Genomic DNA, 14,310 nt, shown 5'->3' with positions numbered 1-14,310 from the left:
GCGCCCAAAGGACAGCACACCATGACTCATGAGGCACCTGCCCCTCGCAAGATCATCCTCGACTGCGACCCCGGCCATGACGATGCTGTCGCGATGCTTCTGGCCCACGGCAGCCCGCTGATCGACCTGCTGGCGGTCACCACCGTGGCGGGCAACCAGACCTTGGACAAGGTCACCGCCAATGCGCTCGCCGTGGGAACCATCGCCGGAATCACCGGCGTCCCGTTCGCGGCGGGCTGCGCCCGCCCCTTGGTGCGCGACATTGAAACTGCGGGCGACGTGCACGGGGACTCGGGCATGGACGGCCCCTCCCAGCCCGAACCGAACATCGAACTCGATCCGCGCCACGCCGTGGACCTGATCATCGACACGATCATGGCCCACGAGCCCGGCGAAGTCACCCTGGTGCCCACCGGGGCCCTGACCAATATCGCACTGGCCGTGCGCAAGGAACCGCGCATCGTCCAGCGCGTGCGCGAAGTGGTGCTCATGGGCGGCGGCTACCACGTCGGCAACTGGAGCGCCGTGGCGGAGTTCAACATCAAGATCGACCCGGAGGCCGCGCATATCGTTTTCAACGAGCCGTGGCCAGTGGTCATGGTGGGCCTGGACCTGACCCACCAGGCGCTGGCCACCGAGCAGGTGGTCGAGCGCATCGAGCAGATCGGGACCGGTCCGGCCCGCTTCGTACGCGAGCTGATGGATTTCTTCGCCCAGGCCTACCGCGACAACCAAGGGTTCGACGCGCCTCCGGTGCACGACCCGTGCGCCGTGGCCTATGTGATCGATCCCAATGTCGTGCGGACCGTCAAGGCCCCGGTCAGCGTGGAGCTGCGCGGCGATCTCACCCTGGGCATGACCGTCGTGGATTTCCGCGCCCCGGCGGCTGACGACTGCCATACCTCCGTGGCGGTCGACCTGGACCACGCCGGATTCTGGAATCTGGTCATCGACGCGCTCGAGCGCATCGGGGATGTCGAGCTTCCGCAGCCCGCCTCCCGCTGACGCTGCGGGGGCTTTGCGCGGCCAATCGGCGGAGCATATCAGTAACAGCCGACACACTGGTGATTCACTGATATGTGACTAGGGTCAATGCAATTTCTGCCATCCGTTTCATAGACTGATTTCAAAGCGATATTCATTGAAACGAAGGTTGTGAGATGGCAGTCCGAACCCCGCACCAAAACGTAGCATTTGAATCCTTCGGCACCCAGGCGCATGGATACCTTGCCCTTCCGGAATCCGGCAAGGGCCCCGGGGTCATCGTCATCCAGGAATGGTGGGGCCTGACCGACCACATTCGCGACGTCGCAGACCGCCTGGCCGCCCGGGGCTTCGTGGCGCTGGCTCCGGACCTCTTCGGCGGAAGCATCACCCACGACGGCGAGGAAGCCGGGCGCATGATGTCCGAGCTTCCGGAGGAAAAGGGCGCCGAACTGCTGGCTGGCGCAGTCGACTTCCTGCTGGCCAGCGACAACGTCACGAGCGAAAAGCTCGGAGCCATCGGTTTCTGCATGGGCGGCGGGTTCGTCCTGCAACTGGCGGCGCAGCAGGGCGAGAAGATCGCGGCGGCCGTGCCGTTCTACGGCGTCGGCCAGGGAGTGCCCAACGACTTCAGCGGCGTGAGCGCCGCGGTCCAGGGCCACTACGCGAACTTCGACGACTTCTACCCGGTCGACCAGGCGCGTGAACAGGAACGGCAGATCCGCCGCGAATCCGGGTCGGAAGTCACCTACTTCTACTACGACGGCAAACACGCCTTCCACAACGACGAAAATCCGGCCGGAAACTATGATCCGGCCCTGGCTGGCGCCGCCTGGGAGCGCGCCGTGGATTTCTTGCAGGAAAAAGTCGCCTAGAACCCATAAAGTGGTATTCATCACAGCAAGCAGCATCACTACATAAGAGGAGAAAATATGTCTGAGACCATTATTGTCGGCGTTGACGGTTCCGAAACTGCGCTGCGCGCCGCGCGCCGCGCCGCCAACCTGGCCGTCAAGCTGGACGCCGAACTGGTCGTCGTCACCGCGCACGCTTCGGACAATACCGAGGTCGTCTCCATCGGATCCGACACCTGGATCCTGGATGACGCCGAGCAGGCCCGCAAGCTGGCCCAGCGCGTTGCCAACGACGTCCAGAGCGCGGTTCCGGGCGTGAACATTACCGCGGCGGCAGGCCACGGCAAGCCGGGCGACGTCCTGATCTCCGAGGCCGAGGGCCGCAATGCGTCGATGATCGTTGTCGGCAACGTGGGCATGAAGGGTCTGGGCCGCGTGCTCGGCTCCGTCGCCTCCTCGGTGGCCCACTCGGCTCCATGCGATGTGCTGGTCGTCAAGACCGACAAGTAAGCAGCAGACTTCACCCGCTGGCGGGCTCCGGAGCATTCCGGAGCCCGCCAGCGGCGATTAACCGCAATGCCGTGGGCGAAAGACAGTAGGCTTTAACCGTGCAAAAACTTCGAGTTTCCTACGTTGCAGGCGTCACCCCGGGCAAGTGGATGGACCGTTTCGTCGAACGCTACCCGGAAGTCCAACTCGTGGCAGCGCGCCACGACGACGGCGACATCCTCCAATTGCTGGCCGAGGATGCGGCGGACGCGGTGTTCGTGCGCTACCGCGGGGACTCGCCCAAGGACGCAACCCGCCACGTCATCCCGCTGTACGAGGAGTTGGAGGTGGTCTGCGCGGCCAAGGACCACGACGTGGAGTACTACGAGGAGTCCATCCCGGCGTCGGTCGTGGAATCCTTCCCGCAGCTGGATTTGGCCGACTACCCCGAGGGCGTCGGCGGCATTCCCACCGCCATGGAAGTGGTCGCCTCCGGCGCCCAGGTGGCCCGCGTGCCGCAGAGCATCGCCCGGCTCTTCCACCGCAAGGACGTCATCTACCGCCTCATCGAAGACGGCAACCCGACCCGGATCGGCATCGCCTGGCCTGCGGCGATGGAAGACACGACCCTGGTGGATGAATTCATCGGCATCGTGCGCGGACGCAGCGCCAGCTCCTCGCGCCAAGCCTCGGTGCGCCAGGACGAGCAGCAGGCGAAGCAGGCCAACGACAAACTGAAGGCCAAAGCCAAGGCCAAGGCGCAGGAAGCCGCCAAGAAGGCAAAACAGCAGGCCAAGAGCAAAGCCCGCGCTGCAGGTTCCAAGCCGCGCAAGCGCCGATAGGCACCGGCGCAATCTCCTAGGACGTGATCCGCAACTCATGAGAGAGTTTGGGTATGAAGCAATTCGATACCCTCACCCTGTCCGTCCAGGACCATGCCCTGATCCTCACCATCGACCAGCCCAAGAGCCTGAACGCGCTGGCCCGCGAGGTCGTCAACGACCTCGAGGCATTCCTCGACTGGTTTGAAACCACCGGCTACGAGTACCGCGGGCTGGTCGTCACCGGCGCGGGGGAGAAGTCCTTCGTCGCCGGCGCGAATATCGTGCAGATGAACTCCATGGACGAGGCGACCTTCCTGGCTTACGCCCGCCAGATGCACGTGGTCACCGAGCGCTTTGAATCCCTGCAGGTTCCGGTCATCGCCGCGGTCAACGGATTCGCCCTGGGCGGCGGCTGCGAACTCGCGCTGGCCTGCGACTTCATCTACGCGTCCGAGCGCGCAAGCTTCGGCCAGCCGGAGGTCAACCTGGGCCTGGTCCCGGGGTTCGGCGGCTCGGTGCGCCTGCCGCAGCGCGTGGGACGCGCCATGGCCCGCGAACTGATCTTCACCGGACGGCGCATCAAGGCCGACGAGGCGCTGCGCATCGGCCTGGCCAACCGCGTCACCGCACCGGACGAACTGCTTTCCGCCGCGGTGGCGACCATTGCGGAAATCGCCGCAGTGTCGCCGACCGCAGTGGCCATCGCCAAGCGCGCCATGGTGCAGATGGACGGGCTGGACACCCATGATGCCCTGGCCAAGGAAGCCGACGCGTTCATGAGCGCCTTCCACACCGAGGACTCGGTGGAAGGCCGGGCCGCCTTCGTCGAAAAGCGCACGGCGGAATTCCCGGGCAAATAGCCATGCACTACGGCGCCCATCCCGACCAGTGGCTCGAGTACTACGAGCCCGAGGCCGTCACCGCCCGCGGGGCCGTGATGGTCATCCACGGCGGGTACTGGCGCGAAAAATACACCGCCAGCCTGGGCGCTCCGCTGGCCGCGGACCTGGCCGCACGCGGTATTCCGGCCTACAACCTGGAATACCGCCGCGGCCCGGGCAGTGCCGCGCGGATGCTGGCCGACGCCAAGCTGGCCGTGGGGCTCATCAAGGAAGCCGGCCCCATCACGGTCATCGGGCATTCGGCCGGCGGGCAGCTGGGCTGCGTGCTCGCCGCCCATGACGAACGCATCACGCAGGTCATCAGCCAGGCCGGGTTGCTGGACCTGGGCCTGGCCCAGGCCCTGGGGCTCAGCGACGGGGCGGTGGACGAGCTGCTCGGCCCGCTGCCGCGCGCCTCCTACGACCCGGTGGAACTATGGCCGATGCGCGCCCGTGTCATAATCGTTCATGGACGGGACGACGAAGACGTACCGGTGAAAATCGCGCGGCGCGCTGCCCAGCGGGCCGCGGCCCTGGGGCAGGAGCACACCTTCTCGCTCTTCGAGGGCGACCACTACACCTGGATCGACCCGCACAGCAGCCAATGGGCCGCCTGCATCCGGGCGTTGTCCCCGGCGCACTATTAAAAGGAGCAACATGAACCCGACCGTCATCGGCGAAGCGCTCGTCGATGTCCTGGCCTCAGGCATCGCCCCGGCCCAGGAATTCGTGGGCGGATCTCCGCTGAACGTGGCGGTTTCCCTGGCCCGGCTGGGCTACCCGGGCACCCTGATTTCCCGCTGGGGCGACGACGAGAACGGTCGCAAGATCGAGTCCTACCTGGCCGGCAACGACGTGCGCTACATCGGCGGCAAGGACAGCGAGCCGACCGTGCTGGCCCATGGCATCCTGGACCCGGCCGGCGGCGCCAGCTTCACCTTCAACGCCTACTGGCAGATGCCGAAAATCGGCCCCGAGCTGCCGCAGGACACCGAGCTGGTGCACACCGGCTCCATCGCCACGCTCTTCAGCCCCGACGAGCTGTTGCCGCTGCTCCGCGCGGCCCGCGCCCACGCGACCATCAGCTACGACCCGAACCTGCGCCCCTCGCTGGTCTCCAGCCACGCGCAGACCGTCACCCAGGTGGAGCAGTTCGTTGGACAGGCCGACGTGGTCCGGGTCTCCGGCATCGACCTGAAATGGCTCTACCCCATGCGCTCGGTGCAGGACTCGGCCCGCGCTTGGCTGGCGCTGGGACCGGCGCTGATCGTGGCGACCTCCGGATCGCGCGGCTCCTGGGGCGTGGTGCGCGCCGGCGACACCGCCCATGAATCCCCGGCAGTGGAGGTCGCGGACACCGTGGGCGCCGGCGATACGTTCACCGCGGCGCTGCTGTGCTGGCTGGCCGAGCACGGCACCCTCGGCGCGGCCAACCGCGCCAAGCTGGCGGACCTGCAGGTCGAGCAGCTGGCCCAGGCGCTGGACTTCGCCTCCCGCGCCGCCTCGGTGACGGTGCAGCGCGCCGGGGCCAACCCGCCGCGCCGCGAGGAGCTGTAGATGATCAAGCTGATTGCCTCGGACCTGGACGGAACCATTGTCAACCATGACGGTTCGATCAGCGACCGCACCCGGCAGGCGTTCCTCGCAGCCCGGGACGCGGGCATCCAGATCGTTTTCGTCACCGGACGCCCGTTCCGCTGGCTGACCCCGGTGATCGAATCCTTCGGCGAGATGGGAACCGTCATCTGCTCCAACGGAGCGCTGCTCTACGACCTGGAGCACGACCAGGTCATCTGGTCGCGCACGCTGCCGGTGGAAACCGCCCGGAAGGCCGCGCAGATCATCCTGGACCACGAACCCCACGCCGCCTTCGCGGCGGAAACCACCAAGGGGCTGCATCTGGGCGAGGGCTTCGCCGACCGCCACCACAATTTCGGCATCCAGGCTCCGCTGGACCTGTCCAGCGACACGATCGACGCCGAAGGCATCGTGAAATTCCTGGCGCGCTCACCGCGCATGCCGATGGACGACTTCTACGCCGCGGTCGCCCCGCAGCTGGACAGCCTGCTCTCCGTGACCCACTCCGCCTTCGACGTCTCGCTGCTGGAAATGGCCCACGTGGACATCCACAAGGCAACCACGCTGGACGAGTACTGCCGCCGGCTGGGCATCGGTGCGGAAGAGGTCATGGCCTTCGGCGACATGCCCAACGACATCGAGATGCTGCAGTTCGCCGGCCACGGCTACGCCATGGCGTCCGGGCACCCGCTCACGCTGGCCTCCGCCCGCTATGTCGCCCCGCCGCTGGCAGAGGACGGCGTCGCCCAGGTCATCGAGGCACTGCTGCCATGACCCGCGCCTTCACCCACCGGGGAGTGCGCACCGGGCTGGAGGAGAACACCCTCATCGCCTTCCAGCGGGCGGTGGACCTGGGTGTGGACCACCTCGAATCCGACGTGCATGCTTCCGCGGACGGCACGGTCTACCTGTTCCACGACGAGACCCTGGACCGGGTCACGACCGCGAGCGGACGCTTCAACGACTACTCGGATGCGCAGCTGGCGCAGGTCCGCGCTGGGGGCCAGCCGCTGTGCACCCTCGATATGCTGCTGGACGCCTTCCCGCAGGCCCTGCTGAACCTGGACGTCAAGGACGAGCACGTCATCGGCCCGCTGGCCGAACTCATCGAACGGCGCCAGGCGCACGACTCCATCGCGCTGGCCTCCTTCGACACCAGGCGCAGCGCCGCGGTCGCCGCGCTGCTTTCCAAACCGGTCCGGCGCTCGCCGGGGCAGCGCGACATGGTGCTGATCTGGCTCTGCGCGCACCTCTTCGGACGTGTCCCGCACCGGCTGATCCGTGATTTCTGGGCCGTGCAGGTCCCGCTGAAGCAAGGCGTCATCCCCGTGGCCACAGCCCGCTTCGTGCGCGCGGTGCAGCGCGCCGGCGCGCAGGTGCACGTGTGGGTCGTCAATGACGAGCCGACCATGCGGCTGCTGGCCGCCCGCGGCGTCGACGCCATCATGAGCGATGATGCGGAGCTGCTGGTGAAGGTGCTCGGCGCGCAGGCCTAGGCCAGCGCGAGGGTATCCAGTACCAGCGCGGCGTTCTCCCTGAGCTGCTCGTCGCCGGCGTCCAGCAGCAGGCGCAGCCAGGTTTCGTGCTGCGCGAGCGGGGCCACCAGGCAGGCCGGGGCCACCAGGTCGTAGAGGTCGTCCGGGGTGCCGTAGGCGGAGAACTCGTCCAGGTAGGCCGCCAGCGCGCGCATGACCCGCTCATCCTCCACGCTGCAGTTCCAGGCCTCGGTCATCGACGCCAGCGGTGCGGCCAGCGAGGAGAACGGGTGCGCCCAGTGGGCCGCGCCCAGGTTCAGGATACGTCCGTGCTCGCCGGGTTCGGCCGGGACCACCACCTGCGCCAGGTCGAAGCCGCCGTGCTCAAGGCTCAGCGGCACCGGGCCGGCATGCAGTGCCTGGGCCGCACGGGAGAGCGCGTCCACGTTGGCGACCAGCGCATCGGCGCGGGCCGGGTCAAGGTACAGCGGGTGGGCGGGATCCAGCGAAACATGCAGCATGAGTGCCTGCTCGAACTGCTCGGGCAGGAACTGCGGATCCACCACGGTCACGCCGGCGTTGAAGAAGTCTTCCTCGTGGCCCATGAGCGCCACCTGGAAGGAACCGAGCGAAGCCATCGCCAGTTCCCAGTTCTCCGTCGAATGGCCCAGGTCGATCATGGTATGCCCGAAGTCCGGGCTGAGCATGTACCCGGCCATGCGGTCGATTGCCAACGGCATGACCACGCGGTCCGGCAGCAGTTCGCCGGCCTTCACTGTCGCGGCCGCCTCGGCGGCCAGCCCCGGGGCATTGGCGCTGAAGATCAGGTCGGCGGCGTCGGTTTGCACCAGCGCCGAGATCTGATGCAGGCTGGCAGGCCAAAAATCCGGGCCGCCAACCCGAGAAATCTTGTAGGCGCTGCACGCCTGGTCGATCCATTCGGCGGCCGCTTCACGCCAGTCATCGCTATTCCACACATCTATCCACTGAGCCACATTCTTAATCGTAGTATGCCGGGTCAAGTGCGCAATGAGTTGCTACGGTAGGAATCACGGCCAGTACTTTGCCCCTCTTTCGAAGGATTTCGAGCGTGAACGCTTTTCGACCCAGCTACAGGCACCGTGATTACAAAGCCGTCCTCTTCGACCTGGATGGGGTCCTGACGCCGACGGCGCTGCTGCACCGCTCGGCGTGGCATGAACTTTTCAGCGGCTACCTCGCAGCCGAACACCCCGATCTGGCTCCCTACACCGAAGCGGACTATTTCCGCCTGCTCGATGGCCGCCCCCGCTACGACGGGGTTGCAGCGCTGCTCGGCTCGCGCGGCATCGACTTGCCCTGGGGCATCCCGGACGACGCGCCGGGCTACGGCAGCATCTGCGCCCTGGGCAACATGAAGAACAGCGTGTTCACCGCCGTGCTGGAACGTGACGGCATCGAACCCTACGCCGGCTCCCTGGCCTACTTGCGGCAGGTGCTCGCCGCGGGTCTGGACGTAGCGGTGGTCTCCTCCTCGCGCAACGCCAAAGCCGTGCTGGCCGGATCCGGCCTTGGGGAACTGATCCCGGTGGTCATGGGCGGCACCGAGGCCGCCGCCCGCCAACTGGCCGGAAAGCCCGAGCCGGACACCTTCCTGGCCGCCGCCCGCGATCTGGGCTGGCGCCCGGAAGAATGCGTGGTCATCGAGGACGCCTCCAGCGGGGTCTGCGCGGCCCGGAACGGCGGCTTCATGGTGGTCGGCGTGGCCCGCGAGGACAACGAAGCCGACCTGATGGCCTCCGGCGCGCACTTCGTGGTGGGCGACTTGTCCGAACTGGTCTCGGAGGAGGCCGCCGACGCCTGGGAGTACGATCCGTGGTCCATCTCCCGCGACGCCGGGCGCGACGAGACCGGCGCCCAGGACACCGTGTTCTCGCTGGGCAACGGATTCCTGGGCTGCCGCTCCGCGCAGATCGGGCTGGGTGAGCAGGTCGGCGGGACCTTCATCAACGGGCTGCATGAGACTTGGCAGATCCGCCATGCGGAGGGCGCCTTCGGCCTGGCCGAAACAGGCCAGACCATGATCAGCGCCCCGGATTTCCGGACCCTGCGCGTGTTCATCAACGATGAGGCGCTGGAAATAGGCCGCACCGAAATGCTGCGCGACGACCTGCGTCTGGACTTCCGCGACGGCGCGCTGCTGGCCACCACGGTCTGGCGCACCGCGGAGGGCCACCGGGTCGCGGTCACCGCCCGCACCATGATCTCCTTCTCCGACCGGCACCTGGCTCTGCAGGATCTGCACGTGCGCTTGCTGGACGCCCCGGCCAACGTGATCGTTCAGTCCTCGCTGATCGGCTACCGCTCCCAGCGCCCGGTGGCCTCGCCCGGGGAGCTGGACGGTTCCGGCTCGGCCGCCGACCCGCGCCGTGCCGAAGAGGCCAGCGTGAACCCGCTGGTGCCGGCCGGCCACCGCCGCGACGGGGCCCGCATGGGCATCTCCTACGACGTGGCCGGCTCCGGCATGTCGGTAGCCGCGATGGTGGAGCATCAGGTCACCACCACCGGAGGGGGAACCCCGTTGGTGGACCTCACCCGCACGGTATCGGAGGAACGCGCCGAGGAGGTGGCCACCGCGCGGCTGGATGCCGGGCAGGGGCTTCGCGTGGCGAAATTCGCGGTCTTCCACTGCTCGCGCCGCCACCCGGCGGAGGAAATGCTGCACCGCGCGCACCGCGCGCTGAACCACCTGGTGCCCCGGGGCATCGATGAGCATTTCCGCACCCAGCGCGACTTCATGGCCGCTTACTGGGAACGCAGCGATGTCGTGGTGGACAGCGCTGATAAGGCCTTGCAGCGCAAGATCCGCTGGAACCTGTTCCAGCTGGCCCAGGCATCGGCCCGGGCGGACGGCATGGGGATCAGCGCCAAGGGGGTCAGCGGCAACGGCTACTCCGGGCACTACTTCTGGGACACCGAGATCTACGTCCTGCCTTTTTTGACCTACACCAACCAGCAGTGGGCCCGGAACACGCTGCGCGCCCGCGTGGCCATGATCCCGGCGGCCAAACGCCGGGCGCGGATTATGAACGAGGACGGCCTGCTTTTCCCGTGGCGCACCATCAATGGCGAGGAGGCCAGCGCCTACTACCCGGCGGGCACCGCGCAGTACCATATCAACGCGGATGTGGTGTATTCGCTCAACCGCTACGTCACCGCGGTGGAGGACGACGAGTTCCTGATCGCCGGGGGTGCCGAGATTCTGGTGGGCACCGCGCGCATGTGGTCCTCGCTGGGCTTCTGGCGCGGCGGAGGGGACAGCGAACGCTTCCATATCCACGGCGTCACCGGGCCTGACGAGTACACCGCCGTGGTCAACGACAACCTGTATACGAACGTCATGGCGCGCTTCAACCTGCGCCGCAGCGCGCAGCTGCTGGGCGAATTCGCGCAACGCCATCCCAAGGCGTATGCAGACCTGGCCAAACGCCTGAATCTGCAACCTGAAGAGCTTTCGAGTTGGGAACATGCCGCTTCATGCATACATATTCCGTACTCGGAACGGGTGGGAATCCATCCGCAGGACGAGCATTTCCTGAATCGCGAGGTCTGGGACCTGGAGAACACCGGAGCGGACAAGCGCCCGCTGCTGCTGCACTACCACCCGCTGGTGATCTACCGCTTCCAGGTCATCAAGCAGGCCGATACAGTGCTGGCGCTGTGGCTGCGTTCCAGCGATTTCACCGCGGAGCAGAAGCTCGCCGACTTCAACTACTACGACCCGCTGACCACAGGCGACTCGACGCTGTCCGCCACGGTGCAGTCGATCCTCGCCGCCGAGGTGGGTTACCGGGACCTTGCGTGGGAGTACTTCGAGCATGCGCTGAACGTGGACCTGGAGAACCTGCACGGCAACACGGCCGACGGCGTGCACGTCGCCTCCACCGGTGGGGTCTGGGCCGCGCTGGTCTACGGTTTCGCCGGGCTGCGCGATGACGACGACAGACTCTGCTTCGATCCCCGGCTTCCGGAGGAATGGAACTCCATGAGCTTCGCCCTGGCCTGGCACGGAACCAGCATCCGCATCACGCTGCGCCAGGACTCCATCGACTTCACCCTGCGCGGCCCGCATTCGCGCCCGGTGTGGGTACGCGGAGAGCAGCTGGACCTGCCGGTGGATGAGACCGTCACGGTGAAGCTCGATGGCCAGGGACCGCTGCTCGAAGGGCGCCCGACACTGGAGCACGTGCTCTCGCTGCAGGCTGACGTTGGGGCCGAGGTGCCGATCAAGCCCTGGTGACGGCGGCTACACTGCGCAATAGCCATTAAAAGTCCAAGGAGGCGGGAACTGTTGTGGGTTCCCGCCTACTTGCTTGAGCCATCCAGGCGGCGGCTACAGCGTCATGTCCTCCAGGGTGCGCCCCTTGGTCTCGCGGACCATGAAGGCGACGAAGACCAGGGAGAGCAGGGCGAAGAACGCGTAGATGCCGTAGGCCAGGGCCAGCCCGGCTTCGGCCAGCGCCGGAAAGGTCGTGGAGACCACGAAGTTGGCGATCCACTGGGCGGAAGCGGCCACGCCCAGGGCCAGCGCGCGAATGGAATTCGGGAAGATCTCGCCCAGCAGCACCCACACCGCCGGGCCCCAGGTGGCGCCGAAGCCGATCACGAACAAGTTCGCCGCGACCAGCGCGACCACGCCCCAGGAGCCGGGCAGCGACAGCGCCCCGTCAACGGTCACTGCCTGCGCGAACGCAAGGCTCATCGCGCCCAGCGACAACGTCATGAGCCCGGAGCCGATCATCAGCAGCAGCTTGCGGCCAAGTACATCGATCAGCAGCACGGCCACGATCGTGGCCAACACGTTGATGACCGAGGTGATCAGGGAGATGGTGAAGGAATCGGATTCGGTGAAGCCCACCGACTTCCACAGCGTGGTCGAGTAGTAGAAGATGACGTTGATGCCCACGAACTGCTGGAAGACCGAGAGCAGGATGCCCACCCACACCAGCGGGTGGAACCCGAAGCGGCCCAGCAGGTCCTTGAACTGCTGGCGGCGCTCGACGTGGACCGTGGCGCGGATTTCCTCGATCTTGTCCTCGGTCGACTTGCCCGGCTCCAGTCCCATGTCGCGCGTCAGGACGGTGGCCGCTTCGACGTAGCGCCCGCGCTCCACCAGGTAGCGCGGGGATTCGGGCAGGCGCAGGGCCATCAGTCCGTAGATGACCGCGGGCACGGCCAGCGACAAGTACATCCAGCGCCAGGCCGCCAGCCCGAACAGGCCCACCGCGTCGGCCGAGCCCATCACGAACACCAGCAGCGCGCTGACCAGGAAGGCCACGAAGATGCCCAGCACGATGGCCATCTGCTGCATGGAGCCCAGTCGTCCGCGGTGGCCTGCGGGGGAGATCTCCGCGATGTAGGCCGGGGCGATGACCGATGCGAAGCCCACGCCGATGCCGCCGACGATGCGCCAGATGATCAGGTCGACGGCGCTGAAGCACAGTCCGCAGCCGATGGCGGAGACCAGCAGCAGGCAGGCGGCGATCAGCATGGTGCGCACGCGTCCCACGCGCTCGGAGACCACGCCGGCCACCCAGGCGCCCAGGGCTGCGCCGAGCAGCGCGCAGGACACGGTGAAGCCGACGGTCACCGCGTTGAGCGCGAACTCGTGCTCCACGGAGTCCACCGTGCCGTTCACGATCGAGGAGTCGTAGCCGAAGACGAAACCGCCCAACGCCGCCCCGAGGGCGATGAAAATCAGGCGTGCAGAGATCTTTCCATCAGATGTGGTCGCAGTCATAGTTGCCCATCGTAGCGGAGTGATGGCTCCGCGTCACTTTTTGGAAGGCATCCTTACTATAGGTTTGGCCCGGCGGCTTAAATGGCCGCGGCGGCCGGCTTCCCCGTGGGGATGCCGGCCGCCGCAGCGCTGAAAAAGTGAAAACTAGGCGCTGGTCTGGGACAGGTCGTTCCCGCGCAGCTTCGCCGCGATGCTCATCAGGTGGAAGACCACCAGGGTGGCTATGGTTCCCAGCGCAATGCCGCCCAGCTGGAACTGCCCGAAAGTGATCTCGCTGGTCACCGCGATGGCGATGATCAGGCCGGTTCCCGCGGTCATCAGGTTGATCGGATTGCCGAAGTCCACCTTGGACTCGATCCACAGACGCGCGCCCACGATGCCGATCATGCCGTAGAGCACGATGCCCAGCCCGCCGATCACGCCTTCCGGGATGGTGCCGATCAGCGCACCCACCTTCGGCATGAAGGCCAGGGCCATCGCGGCGATCGCCGCGACCCAGTAGGCGGCCGTGGAGTACACGCGGGAGGCGGCCATGACGCCGATGTTCTCCGCGTAGGTGGTCGTGGCCGAGCCGCCGCCGAATCCCGCCACCATGCTGGCGGCGCCGTCGGCCATCAGCGCGCGGCCATTGAAGGCTGACAGGTCGCGGCCTGTCATCACGCCCACGGTGCGCACATGGCCGATGTTCTCCGCGATCAGCACGAAGACCGCCGGCAGGAACATCAGCGCGGTGTCCAAATGGAAGCTCGGGGTGTTGAAGATCGGCAGGCCGAGCCAGTCGGCATCGGCCAGCCCGGAGAAGTCCACCTGTCCCTGGGCCAGCGCGATCAGGTAGCCGACCACCAGGCCGACCAGGATCGACAACCGTCCCAGCAGCCCCTTGAACAGCACGGTGGCCAGCACCGTGGCGATCACGGTCAGGAAGGTAGTGGCCGGGAAGTCCTGCATCGGCTTGAGTGTGGCGCCGGCCAGGTTGAGTCCGATCAGCGCCACGATGGTGCCCATGACCACCGGCGGCATCAGCGCGTGGATCCAGCCGGTGCCGGTCTTCTGCACCACCACGCCCACCAGGAACAGCAGCGCGCCGGTCATCACGATGCCGCCCAGCGCCGCGGACATGTCGTGGGCCTTGGTGGTGGCCACCACCGGGGCGATCAGCGCAAAGGAGGACCCCAGGTAGCTGGGCACCTTGTTCCGGGTGATCAGCAGGAACAGGATGGTCGCCACACCCGTGAAGAGCAGGGTCGTGGTGACCGGGAACCCGGTGATGGTCGGGACCAGGATGCTGGAGCCGAACATCGCCAGGATGTGCTGCGTGCCGATGGAGATGGTCTGCGGCCAGTGCAGCCGCTCATCCGGGGCAACGACTTCACCGGGGGTGATCGTCTTGCCGTTGCCGTGAATGCTCCAACTCATGCAGTTCCTCCAGACTCTGCGGCCTTAACG

At 66.8% G+C, this 14,310-nt stretch carries 13 protein-coding genes; 10 read left to right on the top strand and 3 right to left on the bottom strand.

What is annotated here, in order from left to right; all coding sequences use genetic code 11:
- Nucleotides 1-21 precede the first annotated feature (21 nt).
- From uriH to IEY43_RS14335, 9 genes are all read left to right on the top strand, one after another.
- Entirely contained in the window at nt 22-1,005 is a 984-nt protein-coding gene (gene uriH / locus IEY43_RS14375; protein WP_188949269.1) for a uridine-preferring nucleoside hydrolase UriH, read from the top strand.
- A gap of 155 nt (nt 1,006-1,160) precedes the next feature.
- The gene (locus IEY43_RS14370; protein ID WP_188949268.1) at nt 1,161-1,859 is read left to right on the top strand and encodes a dienelactone hydrolase family protein; all 699 of its coding nucleotides are present in this window, start codon (nt 1,161-1,163) and stop codon (nt 1,857-1,859) included.
- 57 nt (nt 1,860-1,916) lie between these two features.
- Nucleotides 1,917-2,348, top strand: a complete 432-nt coding sequence (locus IEY43_RS14365; protein ID WP_188949267.1) for a universal stress protein — start codon at nt 1,917-1,919, stop codon at nt 2,346-2,348.
- Nucleotides 2,349-2,446: 98 nt separating this feature from the next.
- Nucleotides 2,447-3,169 carry a LysR family transcriptional regulator substrate-binding protein gene (locus IEY43_RS14360; protein ID WP_188949266.1) on the top strand — a complete coding sequence of 241 codons (723 nt, stop codon included), beginning with the start codon at nt 2,447-2,449 and terminating at the stop codon, nt 3,167-3,169.
- Nucleotides 3,170-3,222: 53 nt separating this feature from the next.
- Complete coding sequence (locus IEY43_RS14355) at nt 3,223-4,011, top strand: enoyl-CoA hydratase/isomerase family protein (protein ID WP_188949265.1); 789 nt, start codon at nt 3,223-3,225, stop codon at nt 4,009-4,011.
- Between the two features lie 2 nt (nt 4,012-4,013).
- Entirely contained in the window at nt 4,014-4,679 is a 666-nt protein-coding gene (locus IEY43_RS14350) for an alpha/beta hydrolase (RefSeq protein WP_188949264.1), read from the top strand.
- A gap of 10 nt (nt 4,680-4,689) precedes the next feature.
- Entirely contained in the window at nt 4,690-5,589 is a 900-nt protein-coding gene (locus IEY43_RS14345) for a carbohydrate kinase family protein (protein ID WP_188949263.1), read from the top strand.
- Nucleotides 5,590-6,384 carry an HAD family hydrolase gene (locus tag IEY43_RS14340; RefSeq protein WP_188949262.1) on the top strand — a complete coding sequence of 265 codons (795 nt, stop codon included), beginning with the start codon at nt 5,590-5,592 and terminating at the stop codon, nt 6,382-6,384. It abuts the gene before it with no gap.
- Nucleotides 6,381-7,106 (top strand): glycerophosphodiester phosphodiesterase family protein, encoded by a 726-nt coding sequence (locus tag IEY43_RS14335; protein WP_188949261.1) that lies wholly within the window; start codon nt 6,381-6,383, stop codon nt 7,104-7,106. Before IEY43_RS14340 ends, IEY43_RS14335 begins: the two co-directional genes overlap by 4 nt.
- Here IEY43_RS14335 and IEY43_RS14330 read toward each other — a convergent pair.
- The gene (locus IEY43_RS14330; RefSeq protein ID WP_188949260.1) at nt 7,103-8,080 is read right to left on the bottom strand and encodes a hypothetical protein; all 978 of its coding nucleotides are present in this window, start codon (nt 8,078-8,080) and stop codon (nt 7,103-7,105) included. The genes IEY43_RS14335 and IEY43_RS14330 overlap by 4 nt on opposite strands.
- A gap of 95 nt (nt 8,081-8,175) precedes the next feature.
- On the opposite strand from IEY43_RS14330, the gene IEY43_RS14325 reads away from it, so the two are divergent.
- Nucleotides 8,176-11,364: an HAD-IA family hydrolase gene (locus IEY43_RS14325; RefSeq protein WP_188949259.1), complete on the top strand. Its 3,189-nt coding sequence runs from the start codon at nt 8,176-8,178 to the stop codon at nt 11,362-11,364.
- A 93-nt stretch (nt 11,365-11,457) separates the two neighbouring features.
- On the opposite strand, the gene IEY43_RS14320 is transcribed toward IEY43_RS14325, so the two are convergent.
- Nucleotides 11,458-12,864 (bottom strand): sugar porter family MFS transporter, encoded by a 1,407-nt coding sequence (locus IEY43_RS14320; protein ID WP_188949258.1) that lies wholly within the window; start codon nt 12,862-12,864, stop codon nt 11,458-11,460.
- A gap of 144 nt (nt 12,865-13,008) precedes the next feature.
- Nucleotides 13,009-14,280, bottom strand: a complete 1,272-nt coding sequence (locus IEY43_RS14315) for a uracil-xanthine permease family protein (RefSeq protein WP_188949257.1) — start codon at nt 14,278-14,280, stop codon at nt 13,009-13,011.
- Nucleotides 14,281-14,310: the final 30 nt, after the last annotated feature.

Origin of the sequence: Glutamicibacter protophormiae (assembly GCF_014647495.1) — a bacterium.
Taxonomy (GTDB): domain Bacteria; phylum Actinomycetota; class Actinomycetes; order Actinomycetales; family Micrococcaceae; genus Glutamicibacter; species Glutamicibacter protophormiae.
This window is presented reverse-complemented; position numbering and strand designations above follow the sequence as displayed.